The organism is Rhodococcus sp. IEGM 1305, assembly GCF_030058635.1.
GTDB classification, from domain to species: Bacteria; Actinomycetota; Actinomycetes; order Mycobacteriales; family Mycobacteriaceae; genus Rhodococcus_F; species Rhodococcus_F opacus_D.
Genome location: NZ_JASHKX010000006.1, coordinates 161,110 through 181,085, shown reverse-complemented (window position 1 = coordinate 181,085; position 19,976 = coordinate 161,110). Strand labels below are relative to the sequence as shown.

At 69.7% G+C, this 19,976-nt stretch carries 18 protein-coding genes; 8 read left to right on the top strand and 10 right to left on the bottom strand.

All coding sequences use genetic code 11. The features are described from left to right. Positions 1–9 precede the first annotated feature (9 nt). Entirely contained in the window at positions 10–2,028 is a 2,019-nt protein-coding gene (pknB, locus tag QM693_RS13375) for a Stk1 family PASTA domain-containing Ser/Thr kinase (RefSeq protein WP_283334252.1), read from the bottom strand. 110 nt (positions 2,029–2,138) lie between these two features. On the opposite strand from pknB, the gene QM693_RS13370 reads away from it, so the two are divergent. After that, positions 2,139–2,507: an Rv2175c family DNA-binding protein gene (locus QM693_RS13370; RefSeq protein ID WP_283352571.1), complete on the top strand. Its 369-nt coding sequence runs from the start codon at positions 2,139–2,141 to the stop codon at positions 2,505–2,507. A gap of 7 nt (positions 2,508–2,514) precedes the next feature. Here QM693_RS13370 and QM693_RS13365 read toward each other — a convergent pair whose 3' ends face one another. The 4 genes from QM693_RS13365 to QM693_RS13350 all read right to left on the bottom strand — a co-directional run bounded on the left by QM693_RS13365 (position 2,515) and on the right by QM693_RS13350 (position 7,896). Then, positions 2,515–3,456, bottom strand: coding sequence for a phytoene/squalene synthase family protein (locus QM693_RS13365; RefSeq protein ID WP_283334253.1), 942 nt, complete (start codon positions 3,454–3,456; stop codon positions 2,515–2,517). Between the two features lie 7 nt (positions 3,457–3,463). Then, on the bottom strand, positions 3,464–5,068 hold the full coding sequence (locus QM693_RS13360) for an alpha-(1->6)-mannopyranosyltransferase A (protein ID WP_280782574.1): 1,605 nt from the start codon (positions 5,066–5,068) through the stop codon (positions 3,464–3,466). A gap of 121 nt (positions 5,069–5,189) precedes the next feature. Further along, a complete protein-coding gene (gene crtI, locus QM693_RS13355; protein ID WP_283352570.1) occupies positions 5,190–6,788 on the bottom strand; it encodes a phytoene desaturase family protein in 1,599 nt (532 codons plus the stop codon). A gap of 10 nt (positions 6,789–6,798) precedes the next feature. Further along, entirely contained in the window at positions 6,799–7,896 is a 1,098-nt protein-coding gene (locus tag QM693_RS13350; protein WP_283352603.1) for a polyprenyl synthetase family protein, read from the bottom strand. Between the two features lie 189 nt (positions 7,897–8,085). Here QM693_RS13350 and metF point away from each other — a divergent pair, with 189 nt between their 5' ends. Next, a complete protein-coding gene (gene metF, locus QM693_RS13345) occupies positions 8,086–9,051 on the top strand; it encodes a methylenetetrahydrofolate reductase [NAD(P)H] (protein ID WP_283352569.1) in 966 nt (321 codons plus the stop codon). Here the strand turns inward: metF and QM693_RS13340 are convergent. The 5 genes from QM693_RS13340 to QM693_RS13320 are packed head-to-tail and all read right to left on the bottom strand — an operon-like array spanning position 9,044 to position 13,937. Further along, positions 9,044–10,204 carry a glycosyltransferase family 2 protein gene (locus QM693_RS13340; RefSeq protein ID WP_283352568.1) on the bottom strand — a complete coding sequence of 387 codons (1,161 nt, stop codon included), beginning with the start codon at positions 10,202–10,204 and terminating at the stop codon, positions 9,044–9,046. The two genes, metF and QM693_RS13340, sit on opposite strands and share 8 nt — an antisense overlap. Next, the gene (locus tag QM693_RS13335; RefSeq protein WP_280782570.1) at positions 10,201–10,914 is read right to left on the bottom strand and encodes an LppM family (lipo)protein; all 714 of its coding nucleotides are present in this window, start codon (positions 10,912–10,914) and stop codon (positions 10,201–10,203) included. The genes QM693_RS13340 and QM693_RS13335 overlap by 4 nt, the downstream gene beginning before the upstream one ends. A gap of 31 nt (positions 10,915–10,945) precedes the next feature. Next, positions 10,946–11,758 carry a carotenoid biosynthesis protein gene (locus QM693_RS13330; RefSeq protein ID WP_283352567.1) on the bottom strand — a complete coding sequence of 271 codons (813 nt, stop codon included), beginning with the start codon at positions 11,756–11,758 and terminating at the stop codon, positions 10,946–10,948. Next, entirely contained in the window at positions 11,755–13,329 is a 1,575-nt protein-coding gene (locus QM693_RS13325; protein WP_283352566.1) for a phytoene desaturase family protein, read from the bottom strand. Before QM693_RS13325 ends, QM693_RS13330 begins: the two co-directional genes overlap by 4 nt. Then, positions 13,326–13,937 (bottom strand): GNAT family N-acetyltransferase, encoded by a 612-nt coding sequence (locus QM693_RS13320; protein ID WP_283352565.1) that lies wholly within the window; start codon positions 13,935–13,937, stop codon positions 13,326–13,328. Before QM693_RS13320 ends, QM693_RS13325 begins: the two co-directional genes overlap by 4 nt. A 257-nt stretch (positions 13,938–14,194) precedes the next feature. Between QM693_RS13320 and QM693_RS13315 the strand changes: the two genes are divergently transcribed. From QM693_RS13315 to QM693_RS13290, 6 genes are all read left to right on the top strand, one after another. Then, positions 14,195–14,575, top strand: a complete 381-nt coding sequence (locus QM693_RS13315; protein ID WP_009473746.1) for an SAV_6107 family HEPN domain-containing protein — start codon at positions 14,195–14,197, stop codon at positions 14,573–14,575. A 233-nt stretch (positions 14,576–14,808) separates the two neighbouring features. Next, complete coding sequence (locus QM693_RS13310; RefSeq protein WP_009473745.1) at positions 14,809–15,237, top strand: SCO2097 family morphological protein; 429 nt, start codon at positions 14,809–14,811, stop codon at positions 15,235–15,237. 489 nt (positions 15,238–15,726) lie between these two features. Then, positions 15,727–16,158, top strand: coding sequence for a division/cell wall cluster transcriptional repressor MraZ (mraZ, locus tag QM693_RS13305; protein ID WP_283352564.1), 432 nt, complete (start codon positions 15,727–15,729; stop codon positions 16,156–16,158). 196 nt (positions 16,159–16,354) lie between these two features. Further along, a complete protein-coding gene (gene rsmH / locus QM693_RS13300; RefSeq protein WP_105413639.1) occupies positions 16,355–17,371 on the top strand; it encodes a 16S rRNA (cytosine(1402)-N(4))-methyltransferase RsmH in 1,017 nt (338 codons plus the stop codon). Next, positions 17,368–18,045, top strand: a complete 678-nt coding sequence (ftsL, locus tag QM693_RS13295) for a cell division protein FtsL (protein WP_105413640.1) — start codon at positions 17,368–17,370, stop codon at positions 18,043–18,045. The genes rsmH and ftsL overlap by 4 nt, the downstream gene beginning before the upstream one ends. Continuing rightward, a complete protein-coding gene (locus QM693_RS13290) occupies positions 18,042–19,892 on the top strand; it encodes a peptidoglycan D,D-transpeptidase FtsI family protein (RefSeq protein WP_283352563.1) in 1,851 nt (616 codons plus the stop codon). Before ftsL ends, QM693_RS13290 begins: the two co-directional genes overlap by 4 nt. Positions 19,893–19,976: the final 84 nt, after the last annotated feature.

Below are 19,976 nucleotides of genomic sequence, written 5' to 3'. Positions count from 1 at the left end.
CCTGCGGGGTCAGGGCAGTGAGACCAGGGTGACCGTGCTCCCGGGCTTCACGAGATCGCCGCCGCCAGGGTTCTGGCTGATGACGAACGACCTGTCCGTGTCGGTCACCTGACGCACCTTCACCTCGAGTCCGAGACGGCTCAGTTCATCGCGCGCGGATCCGACGGTCCGGCCCAGCATCGACGGCATTCGGACCGCGTTCGACACACTCAACGTGACGCTGGTGCCCGCATTGACGCGGGCGCCCGCCTTCGGGCTGGTGGCGATCGCGTCTCCGGCAGCGACGTTCCGGTCGAAGTCGGTGGTGACGTCCTGCACGACGATGCCCACCGCCTCGAGTGAGGCGCGCGCCTCGGCCTCCGACATGCCCTTCACATCGGGAACGTCTACCGGCGGTGCACCTTTGCTGACGATCAGCTTGACCGTGGACCCGGTCGCGAGCTCGGTACCCGGTGCCGGGTCGAGCGCGGCCACCGCCCCGATCGGGACCTTCGCGCTGAACGCCTGACCACCGTCGACCGGGGTGAACGTGCGGTTCCGCAGTTCCTGTTCGATTCCGGCGCGCTCACCGCCCGCGGGCAGCGGCGGGACCGTCGGCCTCCCGAGGGAGACTAGCAGTGCCACCGTGCCGTCGCGGGAGATCCGCGAGCCGCCGGTGGGATCGGTACCCAGCACCGTGTCGAGCGCAGCCGTGTCGGAGTACTGCCCCCGGATCTCCGTCGACAGTCCGGCCGCTTCGATCGCCGTCACCGCCGCACCGCGATCGAGACCGTCGGTGGTCGGGACCGCGGTGAAACGGCCCGAACCCATCCACCAGCCACCGAAACCCACCGCGAGGGCGAGCATCAGGATCACGAGCAGCCACACGATCGTGGTCCGGCGCGACCGCTGCCGTTCGGCGGCGAAGTCGGGGTAGTGGTAGCCGTCGTCGGGTTCGTCCTCCACCGCGAACGACGGTTCGTCGATCGGCGGGCGCGGAGTCTGCGTGGTGACCACCCGCGTGTGCTGGACACCGGGCTGCGCCGGCAGCGGGCTGGGCGGCGACAGCGGCGGGGCGGGGGGAAGGTGCACCGTGGGCGGCGCGGCGGGGCCCGGCGGCGCGCTCAGGGGCGGCGCGCTCGCGGCGGCCGCAGCGCTCAGGTGCTGCGCCGAGCGTCGCGGGGCGGGCACCCGATAGGCGGGCAAATCGAGGGCCGCCGCGATGCTGCGCAGGGCCGAGCCCATCTGCTCGGCGTTGGCGAAGCGGTGCGACGGTTCCCGGTGGGTGGCCTCCGCGACGAGTTCGTCGAACTCGGGCGGGACACCCGCGATGAACGAACCCGGCCGCGGCACGTCCTGATTGATCCGCTGATACGCGACGGACAACGACGTGTCCCCCGTGAACGGTGTCCGCCCGGTGAGAAGTTCGAACAGCAGGACACCGGTGGAGTAGACGTCACTGCGGGTGTCCGCGATACCGGACGTCACCTGCTCCGGCGACAGGTACGCCGCCGTGCCCAGAATCACACTGTTCGACGTGGTGGTCGACGCGGCGGCGGCCCGCACCAGACCGAAATCGGCGATCTTCACCTCACCGCCGTCGGAGATCAGGATGTTCTCGGGTTTGACGTCGCGGTGCACGAGACCGGCCCGGTGGGCGACGGCGAGCGCGTCGAGAACCGGGCCCGCGACCGCGGCCACCGCGTGCGGCGGCATCGGCCCGCGCTCCCGCAGGAGTTCGCGGAGCGTTCCGCCGTCGACGAGTTCCATCACCAGGAACGCGTGCTCGCGGTCGTGTCCCTGGTCGTAGACCGCGACCAGGGAGGGGTGCTTGAGTCGCGCGACCGAGCGGGCCTCGAACTCGAACCGGGTGACGAACGCAGGATCGGCCGCGAACTGCGGATCCATCACCTTGATGGCCACCGGACGGTCGAGACGCGTGTCGAGCCCCCTGTAGACGGTGGACATGCCGCCACGCGCGATCGTGGCATCCACCCGATAGCGCCGGTCGAGCAGCTCGCCGATCAAACGTTGACCTCCATCGTGCACAGTGTCCGTTCCCCCGTCAGTGCGCGCAGCCCGGCCACGCGCCCCTCAATCGTAGCCAGCGACACCGACCGGTAGCGCCACGCCGGAGGCGACCAGATAACGTTAGGGGAGTGAGTGCCATCCCTTACTGTGACGATGTCCTGGACCCTTCCGTCTCGCTCCTCCAGTTGGTGGACGTCGCGAAGAACCTCGGTGTGGCCGTCACCCGCGTGCAGCAGCTTCTGCGCGATCAGCAGTTGATCGCCGTCCGACGCGACGGCGTACTCGGTGTTCCCGAACTCTTCTTCGACGGGACCGGCGAGATCGTCAAATGGCTGCCCGGTCTCGTCGCCGTGCTCCACGACGGCGGATTCAAGGACGAGGAAATCCTGCAGTGGCTGTTCCGCGAGGACGACAGCCTTCCCGGCACGCCCGTCCAGGCGCTGCACGGCGACCTCGCCCGTGAAGTGATCCGCCGCGCTCAGGCGATGGGATTCTGACGGCCGGTCACCACACTCGGCCACGGGCAGGCACCGCGAGCCGGGCGAACTGAGGCAGCGCCGTCGCCCACCGGTTTCTCCGGGACACGGTGGCGCGCCGGTCGAGCACCCGGTAACCACCTCGCTCGATCTCGTCGAGAATGCGGGAATACAGCACGAACGCGGTCCGGATACCCGGTTGCACCCGCCGGTCCAGCATCGCGATGCCCGGTTCCGCGTCCCGGTACACCGACCGGGTGACCGAGATCAGGTGGGCGAGGGCCCGCACGATCCGCTGGTCCGTCGTGCCGCTGCGGCGACCGTGCGCGAGAAGTTCGGTGTCGACACCGAACGCGGCCAATTCGTCGGCCGGGAGATAGACCCGGCCCCGATCCAGGTCCTCGCCGACGTCGCGAAGGAAATTGGTCAGCTGGAACGCCTCACCGAGAGCCGCAGCGTGCGGTTCGGCATCGGCGACGGGCCCGGTGGTTCCGAGGACGGGCAGCATCTGCAAACCGATCACGACGGCCGATCCGTACATGTACGTCCGGAGTTCGGTCATGGTGCCGTACTCGGACCGATGCTCGGCAGTCCCCGGAACATCCATCCGCATGGACTGCAGGAACGCGAAGAAGTAGTCGTGGGGGATGTCGAAGGACGCGACGGTGTCGAGGAACGCGGGAAGGACCCGCCGCATCTCCCGTGAACACGCATCCGGCCCGACCGCGGTCCGGTCGGTGAAGCCGAGTCGCAGTGCCGCGTCGATCCGATCGAGTTCGGCGGCGCAGCCGCCGGCCGTCCGGCCGGGATCGACGTCCACGATGTCGTCGACCGTGCGGGCGAACCCGTACAGGGAATGCACGGCGGCGCGGCGGCGCTCGGGAAGGAGCCGGGTCGCGAGATGGTAGGTGCGACCGTGCTCCGCCGTCACCGCGCCGCAGTACCGGTAACTGTCGGCCAGCTCGGTCATCAACCGGTCATTCGACGCGCGGCGACGACGCGGCACCCGCGAGGTCGGCGGTGCGCTGTTCCTCGACGGGCCGAGGTGTGCGCAGGCGCAGCGGGTCGACCGTGCGGAGCGACACGGCCGCGACGACCGCGGCGAACGTTGCGAGCACGACGTGCGGGAACGTGTAGAGGCCGATCGAACCGTCGGGCTGGAAGACCAGCATCAACCAGGTGGACAACCCGACGAGGATCATCAGGGTCCGGGTCGACAACGCGAAGCCGGCTGCGATGGCGATCGGCCACGAGTAGTACCAGGGCAGCGCGGCGGGCGACAGGATCACGATCGCGACCAGGACGATGAGGATTCCGAGAATCGCGTCACGCTCGGTCTTCCGGTAGCGCCACCAGGCCGCCAGCACGAGAGCGACCAGCGCCACCGCGCAGATCGGGCGGGTGATGGCCAGCACCTCACCCAGCCGCAGTTCCGCAAACCACGACGTTCCGACGGTCACGATGTGGGCGAGGATCGTCGGCAGCGACAACCAGTTGATGATCTTGTTCGAACCGGACAGCGCGGTCATCCAGCCCAGTCCGACACCGGCGACGGCGGATGCGGCCGCGAAGATGGCCACGAACACGGCGAACCCCGCGCCCGCGGTCTTCGCGAACGACGCGAGCGGCGACGCGGGTGTGCGCCCCTCCGCCTCGGCCTTCTCCTTCTCGTGGAGCATCCAGATCCACACCATGAAGGGCAGCGCGGCGCCTGCGGTCGCCTTGATCGCGACCGCGACGGCGACGAGGGCGATCCCGGCGAGATGGCGACGTTCGAGGACGAGCGCGATGCCGGCGATCATCAGGCCGACCATCAGCAGCTCGTTGTGCACCCCGCCGATGAGGTGGACGAGGACCAGCGGATTGAGCACGGCGAGCCACAGGGCGATCGCCGGATTGCCGCCGAGGTGCCGCGCGAGGTGCGGAACCCCCCACACCATCAGCGCGAGTCCGGGCAGCATCGTCACGCGCAGAAGCATCGTCCCGGCGATCACGTTGTCGCCGGTCAGCCCCGTGATCCCCTGACTGAGGAGCAGGAACAGCGGACCGTACGGCGCGGTGGTGGTGGTCCACACGTTGCTGACGTTGTCGAGGAGGACTCCCGGGTTGACCACCGGCCCGACGGCGTACGGGTCGAACCCGTCACGCAGGAGCGCACCCTGCGCCAGGTAGGAGTAGGCGTCGCGGCTGAACATCGGCACAGCGAGGAGCAGCGGCGCCGTCCACACCGGGACGATCATCCGCAACTGCCGGAGGGTGACGTCGCCGCCGAGCGTGGCACGACCCAACCGCACCCAGGCCGTGATCATCGCGACCACACCCACCCAGACGATGACCGTCGACAGAATCTGACCGTGACCGAACCGGAGCCACGACAGGTGCATCGCCTCGAGGAGTGGGTCCTCGCGGCGGACGCTGCCCGCACCGAAACCACCGAACGTGATCATCACGGCGCCCACGAAACCGAGGATGGCAGCGTGTCCCTCCGGGCTGCGGAGGAAGTCGGCCGTGGTCTGGGGCCACGACCGCTGCGGCGTGGTCGTCGCAGCGGCGACGGTCGCCTGCCGGGCAGAGGACGTCATGAGTGCAGATTCCTCCCCCGAGGTGAGTTCGGTTGCGGTCGGTGCGCTCATCGGCGTGCGCATCGCATGGTCGAGGAACCAGTTTAATTGCTGCCGGCACCAGTTCCCGCCACGCCTCGCCCTATCCTCCCGCACTTGATGCTTCCGTGGGTCTTTCCGCGCTTCGTGCTGCGGTGGGCCCGGTGATGCGGGCGGCCGCGAGCTTCCCCGACAGCAGGACGGTCGGAACTCCGACGCCCGGAACGGTGCCGGAACCGGCGAGCACGACGTTGTCCAGGCCTCTGACCAGGTTGGGGCGCCGGAACGGTCCGGTCTGCCGGAACACGTGCGCCGCCGCGAAGGGGCTGCCCGCCGCCATGCCCTTGCCGAGCCAGGTGAGGGGGGTGTCGACACGGTCGATCGTGAAATGCTCCGCGATCCCGCGGTACCCGCGCGTCTCGAGTTCGCGCAGCAGTTCGTTCACGTACGGGCCGGTCAGCGACGACCACTCCAGCGGTGCGCTGTGCAGGTTCGGGCAGGGCGCCAGCACCGACAGCGGTTCCGAGGGAATCCCCGAGCGGTCCAGGACGAGGCCCGGATCCGACAGGGCGGGCCGGGTGATCAGCAGCGACGGGTCCGTCATCAGCCGTCCGCGCCCCGCGCGGCCGGTGATCTCCGCGAACGTCCGCTTCCACGCGTGACCGAAATCGATGGTGTGGTGTCGTTGGGCGGCCCACTGCGACGCGACCGCGGTGGGGACGGTCCCGTGCAGGACCACGGCGGACGGCGACACCCGCACCCGCCGGGGGGTCCGGCGTGTCACCGGGCGGAGCAGTGCGTCGACGACGGCGGTGTCCGGGGTGAGCACCAGCGCGTCGCAGTCGATGCGGTCACCCGCCGCAGTGACGACGGCGCCGACGCGGTCCCCGTTTCGCTCGAGCGCCGCGACCTCGGTGTCGAACCGGATCTCGCCACCTGCTGTGGTGAGGGCATCGGCGAGGGCGAGCGCGATCGAGCGCATCCCGCCGCGGGGGAAGTAGACACCGAGCGAGGTGTCCATGTGGGCGATCGCGCCGTACACCGCGAGGGCGTCGGCGGGCGCCACCCCGGCGTACAGGGCCTGGAACGTGAAGATCCGGCGGAGTCTCGGATCGGTGATCGTGCGGTCGACGCGGGCGCCGAGCCTGCCGAACCCGCCCAGGGCGGTGAGCGTCAGCAGATCCCGCGCGGCCGCGGGGGACGAGACGAGATCCAGCGGCGAGTCGAAGTTCGCATCCATGAACCGGTGGTATTCGGCATCGAAGATCCGGCCGAGCCAGCGCCGCAGCCGCAGGTACCTGGCCGACTCCTCCGGCCCGCACACCCGGCTGACCTCGGCGACCATCGCGTCGGGATCGGAGTGCACGTCCAGCGAGGAACCATCGGCGAACCGCGCGTGATACGCCGGCGCCAGCCGCTCCAGGACGAGCGGCGGCCGGGTGGACGCGAAATCCGCGCCGACGGCGGCGAGGGCCTCGCCGACCAGTTCGGGCATCGTGAGGACGGTGGCACCGTTGTCGATGTCGTAGCCGGGACCACGGTAGGTGCCGACCCGGCCGCCCGGCGACGACTCCCGTTCGAGGACCGTGACCCGCCGGCCCGATCCGGCGAGGTGCAGAGCGGCCGAGAGACCGGCGAGACCCGCACCGACGACCACGACGTGATCGGTGCGGCCGGGAACCGTCCGGAGCGCGCGGGCCATCCCCAGACCCTCAGTAGTCGCGGCGCGTCGCGGCGACGGCCATCTCGGTGAGCTGCTGTTTCGCCTCGGCGGTGGCGGTGCTCGCCGCCAGCGTCGACAGCGCGTTCCCGACGAGTTCCTCGATCTGCTTCTCCACGTCCGCGACCGCGCCGAGCGACGTGATCGTGGTCCGGAGGGTGTCCACGTCCGAATCGGACAGATCGGTGCCGATGCCTTCGCGGAGGAGTTCGGCCGCCGCGGGGTCTTCGGCGTCGGCGCGCTGCAGCGACATCGCGAAGAGGACGGTTCGTTTGCCCGCCCGGAGGTCGTCGCCGGAGGGTTTCCCCGTCACGGCCGGATCGCCGAACACGCCGAGCAGGTCGTCGCGGAGCTGGAAGGCGATACCGATGTCGGTGCCGAATCGGCGGTACGCCGAAACCAGGGTGTCGTCGGCGCCTGCGAGCGCCGCGCCGAGGTGCAGGGGCCGCTCGATGGTGTACGCCGCCGTCTTGTACCGATTCACCTTCATGGCGGCGTCGATCGACTCGTCCGCCCGGGCCTCGTTGCTGATGTCGAGGAACTGCCCGCCGAGCACCTCGGTGCGCATCGCGGACCAGATGGGGGAGATGCGGGCCGACGCGTCCGGGGTGATGCCGGAGTCGCGGATCATGTCGTCGGCCCAGGCCAGCGCGAGATCGCCGAGGAGGATCGCGACGCTCTCGCCGAAGTGAGCGGAATCACCGCTCCACGCCCCGGCGCGGTGCTGTTCCGCGAACTCGACGTGGACGGTCGGGAACCCGCGGCGCGTCGTGGAGGCGTCGATGATGTCGTCGTGGACCAGCGCGCAGGCCTGAACCAGTTCCAGCGCAGAGCAGGCGCGGAGCACAGGTCCGGCGTCGGGGCCGCGCGCGTCGCCGCCCGCCCCGAGCCAGCCGGTCCACGCGAAGGCCGGGCGGACCCGCTTGCCTCCGCGCAGGACGAAGTCTTCGAGCGTGGTCACGGCCTCGCGGTAACCACCACCCACGGAGTCGACGAGGTCCTGCCGGCTGGTGAAGAAGTCGCGAAGCGCATTTTCGACCTCGGCCGCGAGGGCGGCGGGGCGCGTTCCAACGGACAGTGTTGCCTCCAGGATCGAATTCTCGCGTGCGCGCCGAGACCGGCGACAGGCGTCGACACCACCATAGTGGGCGCCCTCCCGGGTGGCCGGATACCCGGATCCCGCCGCCCGCGCAGACGCAGTGGGTGCATTGCCCCGGGCACTACCTATGCTGGACGGGTGACATTCGATTCCGTCAGGGGGCGGGCCAGCGAAGGTTGGGTGACCCGCACTCCGTCCATCGTCGACCGGATCCGGTCGTCCAGCGACGGACGGGTCCCCTTTTCCGTCGAGTTCTCGCCGCCGCGTGACGAGGCCGCCGAGGCTCGCCTGTGGCGTGCCGTCCGGGAGTTCGAGCGGATGGGTCCGGCCTTCGTGTCCATGACCTACGGTGCGGGCGGGTCGACGCGGGACCGCACGGTCCGCGTCACCGGGCAGCTCGCCGAGGAGACCACCCTCCTGCCGGTCGCGCACCTCACGGCCGTGTCGCACAGCGTCGACGAACTGCGGTCGATGGTCGGCGCCTACGCCGACCGCGGAATCAGCAACATCCTCGTCTTGCGCGGCGACCCGCCCGGTGACCCGCTGGGCGAGTGGGAGAAGCATCCGGACGGCGTCGAGTACGCCGAGGACCTCGTGCGGCTCGTCCGCGACCTCGGCGACTTCCATGTGGGCGTCGCGTCGTTCCCGGAAGGCCACTACCGGGCGCCCGATCTCGCGCACGACACCCGGTACCTGGTGTCGAAGCTGCGGGCAGGCGCCGAGTACTCGATCACCCAGATGTTCTTCGACGTGGACGACTACCTGCGGCTACGCGACCGGGTGTCGGCGTACGACCCCGAACAGGGCGCCAAGCCGATCATCCCCGAGATCATGCCGATCACGTCGCTGCGGTCGGTCCGCCGCGTGCTCGAACTGTCGGGGTCGCGTCTCCCGGCGCACCTCGAGAACCGTCTCGCCGCGGCTGCCGGGGACGGTCCGGAGGAGAACCGCGCCGCCGTGCGCGAGATCGGCATCGACGTCGCAACCGAGATGAGCGAACGCCTCATCGCGGAGGGCGCACCCGGCCTGCACTTCATCACCCTCAACTTCGCGCGCGCCACGAGCGAGGTGCTGGCCCGGCTCGGCGACAAGGTCGGGTCGGGTGTGGCGGTTCCCGCCGCGGTCACCCCGGCGCGGGTCAGCTGAGGCTCCGCCCCTTCCACCGGGTGCGCCCGCGGCGGTGATTGCGGTGTGACGACACCGTCAGTGCCGTCACCGCGGCGACGGACAGCGGGTGCGCGACCGCCCCGGCCACGTCGGCGGCGGTGATGCGGCCACCGCGTTCGAGTGCCCGGGCGCACAGCCGCGACGTCGTGGCCGCGAGATATCCCACCGCACCCCACCGGCGCACGCGTCCCCGTCCGGCCGCGAACGCGACCGGCGGCGCGAGGTACGCCACACTCGCCGCACCGAGGACCGCCACGGCGCCGAGGCGGGAGCCGAATGCCGTCCACAGCCAGCGGTCGTAACCGCGGCGCAGCGCGCCGGCGTCCTCGTACATCCGGCACGACGCCGACCGGCCGGCCACGACCAGTGCGGTCGCGTGACCCCGAGTGCGGAGCAGCCGCGCGATGTCGAGGTCCTCGGTCACGCTGTCCACGACGGCCCGGTGACCTCCGACCCTGCGGTACGCGGCGGAATCGAACACCATGAACTGCCCGCAGCCCACCGCCGTCGACGGGCGCCGCGACCGGTCGGCCACGCGGATCGGCAGCGTCGCCGCCCACGACCACGCGAGCAGCGGCTGCACCAGCGCCTCGGTCACCGACCCCGCCTGCTGGAACGGCCACGGGCAGACCAGCGCGGCCTCGGACTCGCGCAGTGCGGCGCAGGCGGCCTTCAGGGCACCCGGACGCAACCGCACATCGGCGTCGAGGAACACGAGTATCCCGCCGTCACCGCGGCCCCGGGCGAAGGCGTGCTCACTCAGCCGATGGCAGGCCGCGGGTTTGCCCACCCAGCCCGGCGGCGGTTCCGCGGTCCCCCGCACCACGGAGAAGCGGGGGTCCGCGCCGCTCGCAGCGTCCGCGACGTCGGCGGTCCCGTCCGTGGAGGCGTCGTCGTAGACGAACACCCGCAGATCGTCGACGCCTCGCTGTTCTCGCAGGTCACCGATCAGGTCCGGCAGCCGGTCACGTTCGTCCCGGGCCGGGATGCAGACGGTGACGGGTTCGGTGACCGGGCGGGCCGCCGTGGGGAGGCGCGGGGCGCGGCACAGGTTGACGACGGTGGTGGCGAGTCCGAGAACCGAGATCAGGGAGCCGATCCGGACGACCCGCTCGATCGGGCGAGAGGTCACACCTCCGAGTGGTCCCGTGCGCGACCGCTGCCGATCACCGGATCCTTGTTGCGGGCCATCCAGGCCAGCGCACCGACGATCACGGCGACGCCCAGCGTCACGCCGGCCATGATGCCCGCCCAGCCCGCGAAGCTGCGGGTGCTCGGGTCCGAGTAGCGCACCTCGGCGCGGATCGTCGAGGTGTCGCCGGCGGGAAGTTTCCACGACACGATCGAGTCGCCCTCGCGGGTGCCGTTGGTGGTGGCGACGCGCGCCGGGAAGGCGATCGTGAACTGCACGTCCGTGCCCTGCGCGGGGACCGAACTGAGATCGGCCTTCCCGTCGAGGGTCACGAGGTCGCCGGTCCGCTGGAGCGAGATCTGGAAACTCCCGTTGGCCTGCTCCGACATGGTGCCGAGCTGCTGCACGTCGCCGAACGTGAGGTCGCTGAAGAACGCCTGGCTGCCGACGTACCCGTCCTTCTTGTACTCCTGGACGCGCACCTTGTCCGACAGCGAGTCGGGCGGAGTGAGTTGCGGGCCCTTGTCCTGATCGTTCGCCGGCACGGCGGCGGCCACGATCTGGCCGGAGACCCGGTCGTCGGCGGACACCCCCATCGACACCTGAACCCGCAGGCATCCCGCGAGGAGGGGCACGAGGAGGAGCCCGAGGGCCGCGAGGGACAAAGCCCTCCGCGAGCGGGTCGAGGTCGGAACTGAGGGCGGCTGCACAGTCGTATCGTGCCAGGGGAGTGGATCGGTGTCAGGCGTGAGGGTGCGTGTCGTGGGTCCCGGGTCGCCGGGCGCGCGGCCGAAGCAGCGACACGAGCAGCGGAACTCCCAGGATTCCCATCGCCAACCACCCGTAGATCGCCGAATACCGCAACTCGGGAGAGCCCAGGAACACCGAGTGGGCCAGCGCCGAACCGAGCCACGTCCACAGGAACAACCCGATCGGGACACCGTCACGGTGCCGGGTCCCGGCGTCCAGTCGACGGTCGATGCGGTCCACGGCGACGGCCATCACGGCCGCGACGACGAACCACCCGGCGTAGTTGGTCAGCGGAATGTGTTCGGTACCGGGCAGGCCGGCGTCGGTGACACACCAGTGCCACTGCCTGTCCGCGACCATCTGCGGGTCGAGGTACAGGTCCCAGCCGACGACACCGATCGTCGTCAGCGCGATGCGCGTCAGCCGTCGGTGCGGGCCGCGCGCGAGCACGGACGCCACACACCACACCGGATAGAACCCGGCCGTCCAGGCGAACGGCACCACGAGAGGCACCCCGGCGAGTGCGGGCCCGAGCCGGTCGACGCTGTAGTCGTAGCAGCCGTAGGGGAAGCCGGTGGCCGTGCCGACGACCTCGGAGCACAGACCGAGCCCTGCGGTGACGAGCACCAGTCCCACCGTCCAGCGGGCACCCCGGGTGACGGCCGCGTGGGTGACGGACGCCGCGGCCAGCAGCGCGACGACGAGCACGGTGACCACGTCGCGGGTACCGCCGTGCACCAGCGGGTAGACGATCTGCGCCGCGACCGCCGCGCCGGCGAGGATCAGGGGCAGGCGGGAGGTCATCGCCGGCGTCGCAGGCGTCCCAGGCCCCGCCGGTCGTCGTGGAGCGCGATGCGTGCGGCGCTGCGACCGCTCGCGCCGGACACCCCGCCGCCCGGGTGGGTGGAGGCGCCGGTGAGGTACAGGCGGTCGGCGCCCGGCACCCGGTGCCCGGACAGTTCGGGGAGGGGACGCCACATCATCATCTGGTCCAGCGACATCTCCACGTGCATGACGTTGCCGCCGAGCAACCCCATCTCGTCTTCGAGGTCCTGCGGCGACTGCACGTGCCGGTCGAGGACGGACTGACCGAAACCGGGTGCCAGCGCGTCGATCTCGGCGACGATCCGATCGGCCTCCGGTCCGGCGAGGTCGCTCCAGCGCCTGCCGCCGCTCAGCCGGTACGGCTGCCACTGCGACCACAGGGTCACCTGGTGCCTGCCCTCGGGTGCGATGGTGGGGTCGAGGCCACTGAAGCTCATTCCCAGCACCGCGGGCCGCGGCGGGAGTTCCCCGGCGAGCGCCGCGCCGTGCGCGAGCCGCAGGTGCGCGCGATCCGAGACCAGTAGCTGGAGCCCGTGGGTGACCGAGGCGTCGGGCGCACTCGGATAGGCGGGGAGGGCGTCGGTGGCCAACCGCACCACCATCCCGATCCCCGGGCCGACGCGGATCCGGCGACGCCACCGGTGGAGGGTCTGCGCGTCGTACCCGCCGCGCTCGAGCAGGCCGAGTGTGGTCAGCACGTGACAGCCCGCGATCACGGCCCGTGAGCGGATCTCCCGGCCGGACGCCGTCCGCGTCGTCCAGGAGTCGCCGTCGCGGCTCAACGAGACCACCGAGTCGCCGAGCGAGACGGTCCCGGAGTCGGCCCGCAGCCTCGCGGCGAGAGCCGCGGTCAGGGCTCCGCTGCCGCCGACGGCACGGCCGGGCGGAATGGTGTGCATCAGCGCCGCGAATCCGACCATCGGCGCCGTCCCCGGCTCCGACATCGGCGGACCGGACTGGGCGCCGAACCATGCGAGGGCGGCCTTGAGACGCTCGTCGTCGAAGTACTCGTCGAGCAGCGCGTCACCGGAACCGAGGAACTGCCGGGACAGGTCGCTGCCGCCGCCGCCCGTGTCGAGCCCCCAGAACGACGAGAGCAGCGCAGGCCCGGTCGGCCGATTCGAGAACGCGCGCATGACGCGTGCGCTGCGCGGACCCCACACCGCCACGAACCGGCGGTACGCGTCGGCATCCGCGGCGCCGCAGGACTCCTCGATGGACCGGCACGTCGCATCCAGGCTGCGGCGGAACACGATGCCCGGCCGATCCGAACCCGCCGGGGCGGGGGCGAACGCCCACGGATCGCAGTCGAGGTACCGCAGTCCGTGCGAACCGAGATCGAGTTCCTCGACGATCCCCGTGTGACGGACCATGATGTGCGCGGACGAACCGCGGTCGACCTTGTACCCGGGGAAGCGTTCCACCGTGGACACCGCGCCGCCGAGCACGGTGTCGCGTTCGATCACCTCGACCGACCAGCCGGATCGCGCGAGGTAACACGCCGACACGAGGGCGTTGTGTCCCGACCCCACCACCACCGCGTCGATCACAGGGGAAGCCCGCGTCCCAGCACCGCGAACGGCCGGTTGTCCCCGGCGAATCGGAAGTGGCGCAGGACGTCTCTGAAGCCGAGGCGGCGATACAGCCGCCAGGCGCGGTTGTCCTCGTCCGCCACTTCGGGGGTGGAGAGCAGCACCCCGCGTTCGGGCCTGCGTTCGAGGAGGCGGAGGAGCAGGGTCTCGCCGAGCCGGTGTCCCTGGGCGTCCGGGTGGACGTGGAGTTCGGTGAGTTCGAAGTAGTTGCCGAGGATCACGTCGATCTGGTCCCGGGTCCACCCCGTGTGGCGCAGACCCGAACGGACCTGCTGGTGCCACCACTGTTCGGGCGCCCCGCGGTAGCCGTAGGCGACGGCGACGAGCCGGGCGGCCCCGTTGTCGGTGGATCCGTCACCGGTCGGGACGAGCGCGCCGACGCCCCGCCACCCCGAACGCTGCAGGTGCTCGTTCCACATCGGCGCCCGGTGGTATTCGGTGCCGTGGGGATAGCCCATGGCGGCGACGTAGATCGACAGCGCCTCGTGCAGGCGGTCGCGGAACTCGGTGGCCGAGAGTTCGACCACGAGCGGAGTCTGGTCAGCGTTCGTGTCGACCGGTCTCACCTTTCTCTTGACGACGTGTCGGTGGGTCCAGCTATATTGAATAGGTCGAACAGATGTTCGATAGCGGGGATCCGGCGATGCTCGAGGGAAGCGAGCATCGCCGGCCCCCGAACTCACGACCTGACTACGCCCGGCGGGGTGGTTGCACCGGGGTTTTGGAGGTGTTCGAAGTGATGACGAACCCGGTCACGGGACCGACCTCTGGGAACTCACGCCGACCGGGTGACGTACGCAACCCGGGCTCCAGGCGGGGTTCGGTGCTGCTCGATCGCGCCGACGCGCTCCTCGCTCAATCGGTGGGGGCCGGTGGGCCGGCGGATCGATTCCACAGCGCGTATCTGGCCGCGCTCCGCGGGGCGGGCGCAGTGCTGGCCGCCGTCGAGGGGCCCGCGGCGGGGCGCAGACGGACACGAACGCGTAACGCCTGGGTTCTCATGGCCGACGCGGCGCCCGAATTCGTGAACTGGGCCGACTACTTCGCCGGGCACTCCGCCACCCGCGCCGCGATCGAGGCGGGAATGTCGCGAACCCTCACCGATCTCGAGGCCGACGAGTTCTTCGTCGAGGTCGGACGCTTTCTCCAGGCCGTCGAAGATCACATCGGACGTGGCGCGGGTCTCGATCTGCGGGCGTCCTAGTCGGCGGCGGGCCCGGAAACGGCGGGAAAACGGTGGGACGTCCGCGACATTGCGGTGCCCCGAACGGGGTTCGGTGCGGGAGTCCGTAAGGTTGGTCGGGAACTCGTACGTGGAGTAGGTGGTACGGGGATCGAACTGCTCGTATTATTAAATCTAGGTAGCCGCCAAAGTCGGTTACCCACCGTCTCGCACCGTGAGGCGGTGGCCAACACTCCAGTGCCGGGGGAGGTACCGTGCCACTCTCCGAGCACGAGCAGCGCATGCTCGACCAGATCGAGAGCGCTCTCTACGCCGAGGATCCCAAGTTCGCCTCCACTGTGCGAGGCGGTCGCATGCGTGCGGCATCGAGTCGTCGTCGATTGCAGGCGGTGGCCCTGTTCGTTCTGGGGCTGGTCCTGCTCATCGCCGGCGTCGCCCTTCCGATCAAGCCGGGCGGTTTTCCCGTCATCAGCCTGATCGGCTTCATCGTCATGTTCGGTGCCGGAGTCCTCCTCCTGTGGGGTGGAGGAAAGAGCAAGTCCGGACAGTCCTCACGTGGTGGCTCGACCACGCAAGGTGAGACCGGCCGTGCCGATCGCGGTAAGCCCCGAAGCGGGCGCAAGAGTGGCGGATTCTCGTCGCGAATGGAAGACCGCTTCAAGAAGAGATTCGAGCAGGAGTAGTACTACCCGCTCAGCAGCCCAGTGGCGGCGTGGCATGTGATGCCGCGCCGCCACTGCTGTGTCGGGGCCCGGTCCCGGGTCGCCCGGGTGCGGAGGCGGGTCGATCCGGTGGGGCCAGTGAACCGTCCCGCCCACGAATCCCCACCCTCACCCACCCCGTTTCCCCACTTTCCCCCCTCTGCTCCGCGACGAACCGCGAGACGGGGGCGCCGCCCCCTCGCGTTGGGCTTTCACCTGGGCTTTTGCGCCATCCTGCCCTGTTGTGGGGACGAGCCCGATCGGCTCCGCTCGTGGCGGTGATCACGTCGGGAATTTTCCCCCACCATCTGCAATGAGCGTTGACCAGCAAGTATTGGGCAAATTGGGGAACAACACGCCGTTATCCACCTTGTGGGTGGGGGAAAGTGGGGTACTGTGGTGCGCAGCGGGGAGCGAAGGTGAACCGCCCGGGCATACGGCGTTCGATATGAACGCGGTGGGAGGTGTCGAGTGTTTCTCGGTACCTACACGCCGAAGCTCGACGACAAGGGGCGGCTCACGTTGCCCGCAAAGTTCCGGGATGCGCTGGCGGGAGGGTTGATGGTCACCAAGGGTCAGGATCACAGCCTCGCGGTGTATCCCCGGGAAGAGTTCACCGCTCTCGCACGCAAGGCCGCGGCCGCGTCGAGAAGCGATCCGGAGGCGCGAGCCTTCGTTCGCGGACTGGCGGCAGGTACCGACGAGCAGCACGCAGATGCCCAGGGGCGCATCACCCTCTCGGCAGATCACCGTCGTTACGCGGGTCTCTCCAAGGACTGCGTAGTGATCGGTTCGGTCGATTTCCTCGAAATCTGGGATGCGCAAGCCTGGCAGACCTACGTCGAGGCGAACGAGGAGAACTACTCGCAGGCAACAGGAGTCGTGCTCGGCGAGATCGTCTGAGCGTGACCGCGTCCCCGCGAATGCCGCGAGGCCTCTGTCCGACGGAACCCTGACGCACTTCCCCAGCGCCAGGTTTTCATTTCGGGCAGGGACCTCGAAGCATTCGCCACGGCAACTGGCCGACAAGAGAAGTTCGAGCAGTGAACCCCGGCACCGGGCGCTTCACCCGCACCACAGAGCAGGAGCCGGAGGGATCATGGTGGATCACGAGGGGGAAGATTCCTCGCCCGCCGATGGTTTCGGTCACATTCCGGTTCTGCTTCACCGCGCCGACGAACTGCTGGGTCCCGCCCTCACCGTGAACGACCCGCAGGGCGGGGGAGCCGTCATGATCGACGCGACCCTCGGTCTCGGCGGACACTCCGAGCACTTCCTGCGGACCTACCCTCAGCTGAGGCTCATCGCCCTCGACCGTGATCCGCACGCGCTCGAGATCGCCGGCGGACGGCTCGCACCGTTCGCCGATCGCATCACGTTCGTGCACACCCGCTACGACGGCATCGAGGACGCGCTCGACCAGGCGGGCCTGCCCGCGCAGGAGTCGGTGCACGGGATCCTCTTCGACCTCGGCGTTTCCTCGATGCAGCTCGACGAATCGGATCGGGGGTTCGCGTATTCGATCGACGCGCCCCTCGACATGCGGATGGACCCGACCACCGGCATCACCGCGGCCGAGGTCCTCAACACGTACAGCCACGGAGATCTCGCTCGTATCCTCAGCACGTACGGCGAGGAGCGCTTCGCGGGCAAGATCGCGTCGGAGATCGTCCGGCAGCGCGCGAAGGAGCCGTTCACCACCAGCGCAGCGCTGGTCGAACTGCTGTACCGCTCCATTCCTGCGGCGACCCGCCGTACCGGGGGACATCCCGCCAAGCGGACGTTCCAGGCCCTTCGAGTGGAGGTCAACGGCGAGCTCGATTCACTGCGCGCCGCGGTCCCGGCTGCACTCGACGCGTTGACCGTCGGGGGACGCGTCGTGTTCATGTCGTACCAATCCCTGGAAGACCGGGTCGTCAAGCAGGAAATCACTCCCAGGTCGAAGTCGAAGAGCCCCGAGGGGCTTCCTGTCGAACTACCGGGGATGGGACCGGAGTTCCGGATCCTCACACGAGGGGCGGAGCGGGCGTCCGAACAGGAAGTCGAAGAGAACCCACGATCAGCCCCGGTGCGTTTGCGCGCTGCAGAAAGAATTGCCAGGAGGTCGGCGGCATGACGGTTCAGGTGAGTTCCACCGAGATGCGGCCCGCGCGGGCGGCCAACCGGACGGGCGCGGCTGAGCGGGCGTACAAGAAGCGCACCCAGCGTGCGGCCGTGCACAGTGGGTCCGCGATCGCCGTCTCCGGCAAGAACCGCACCGGTACGCTCACCGCCCGCATCCCGTTCGTGGCGACGATCCTCGTTCTGCTCGCCATGGGTCTGGCCATGACACTGCTGCTGACCACCCGCTCCGCCGAGGACTCGTACCAGCTGAGCGCCGCCCGCGCTCACAACCAGTCACTCGCGGAGGAGAAGGCCGCGCTGCAGCGTGACGTCGAGACCGCCAACTCCGCCCCGAAACTGGCAGAGGAAGCGGCCAAGCTCGGCATGGTGCCCGCCAACGATCCCGCTCGCCTCGTCGTCCATCCCGACGGCAGCGTCGAGGTCGTCGGAAAGCCGGCCCCGGCGTCCGGTGCACCCGTGCCGCCGCTGGATGTCGCCGTCCCGCCCACCCAGCGCGGCAACGCCGTCGCGACCGCCCCCAACCGCGGGACGACGACGCAGTCGCCGCGCGCCACGCCGCAGCCCGGCAATGGCACGGAGATCCAAGCTCAGGGTGAACAATTGGTTCCCGTGATCCCCTCGACCACCGCTCCGACGACTGCTCCACCGTCCGGCGGTCGCCGGTGAATCGAAGCGCACCGAGAAGTCGTCCCCGGCGCCCCAAGGGCGCCGGTTCGGCGTCCTTTCCGTTCAGGCAACGGTACGGACGCCTGGTGATGTTCTTGGCGCTCGGCCTCGCCGCAGTGCAGCTTCTGTGGATCCAGGTCATCGACGCACCACAACTGTCCGCGGAGGCGGCGAACCAGCGCACCACCACCGAGGTGGATCCGGCGCTGCGCGGGTCGATCACCGACCGCAACTCCAACCCCATTGCGTTCACGATGGAAGCGAAGGCCCTGACGTTCCAGCCCGCACGGGTGCGGAAGGAACTCGAGGAGGCGAAGGCCAAGAGCGACACCGCCCCCGACGTCGACTCCCGTCTCGACGCGATCGCGAAGGAGATCCACGACCGGCTCGGCGACGCCGCACCCGAGAAGGATCTGAAGGAGAAACTGCACGGCGACGACACGTTCGTCTATCTCGCGCGCAGCGTCGACCCCAACATCGCGGCGCAGATCAGCGACAAGTTCCCGGAGGTCGGACTCGAACGCCAGGACATCCGCGAGTATCCGGGCGGATCCCTTGCCGCCAACCTCGTCGGCGCCACCGGCTGGGACGGCCACGGACTGCTCGGCCTCGAGGACTCGCTCGACTCCACCCTGGCAGGCACCGACGGCTCCCAGACCTACGACCGGGGCTCCGACGGCGCGGTGATTCCCGGCAGCTGGCGTGACAAGCAACCGGCGGTGGACGGGTCGAGCGTCGAGCTCACCATCGACTCCGACCTGCAGTACTACGTTCAGCAGCAGGTGCAGATGGCCAAGGACAAGTCCGGTGCGAAGGACGCCTCGGCGGTCGTGCTCGACTCCCACACCGGTGAGGTGCTCGCGATGTCGAACGACAGCACGTTCAACCCGGCGATCGGGGTGGGCAACAATCCGCGGACCGCGGAGATGGGCAACCTGTCGGTGAGCACGCCGTTCGAACCGGGCTCTGTCAACAAGATCGTCACCGCGGCCGCCGCGATCGAGTACGGGCTGACCACACCGGACGAAGTTCTCGAAGTTCCCGGCAACATTCAGATGTCGGGTGTGTCGGTGAAGGACGCGTGGGACCACGGGGTCGCCCCGTACACGGCCACGGGTGTGTTCGGGAAGTCCTCGAACGTGGGCACCCTGATGCTCGCCCAGCGGGTGGGGGAGGACCGCTACGCGGACATGCTGTCCAGGTTCGGGCTCGGCCAGCGCACCGACGTCGGACTACCCGGCGAGAGCGCGGGCAGCGTCCCCAGCCGCGACCAGTGGTCGGGGGGCACGTTCGCGAACCTGCCGATCGGTCAGGGCCTGTCGATGACGCTGCTGCAGATGACCGGCATGTACCAGGCGATCGCCAACGACGGCGTTCGCATCCCGCCGCGCATCGTCAAGGCGACCGTCGACGCGTCGGGGAACCGGACGGAGACCGAGGCGCCCGAGGAGGTGACGGTCGTCAGCCCCCAGACCGCGTCCACCGTCCGTGACATGTTCCGCTCCGTCACCCAGAACGACACGGGCAACCAGCGCGGTACCGGGGTGCAGGCAGCCGTCGACGGGTACCAGATCAGCGGCAAGACGGGCACCGCCCAGCAGGTCGACCCCGCCTGCAAGTGCTACTCGAACTCGAACTACTGGATCACGTTCGCCGGGATCGCCCCCGCCGACAACCCGCGGTACGTCGTCGGAATCATGCTGAACGCGCCGACACGCAGCGCGGACGGTTCCGGCGGCCAATCCGCGGCGCCGCTGTTCCACAACGTCGCGTCCTGGATGCTGCAGCGCGACAGCGTGCCGATGTCCCCGGACCCCGGACGCAGGCTGGTGCTGCAGGCCGATTGAGCGAAGGTCGGCCGAATCGGGTTCCGAGAGCGCTCGCGGTAATCTGACACGTCGGCCGTTCAGTGGACACGGACTTTCCCGTGG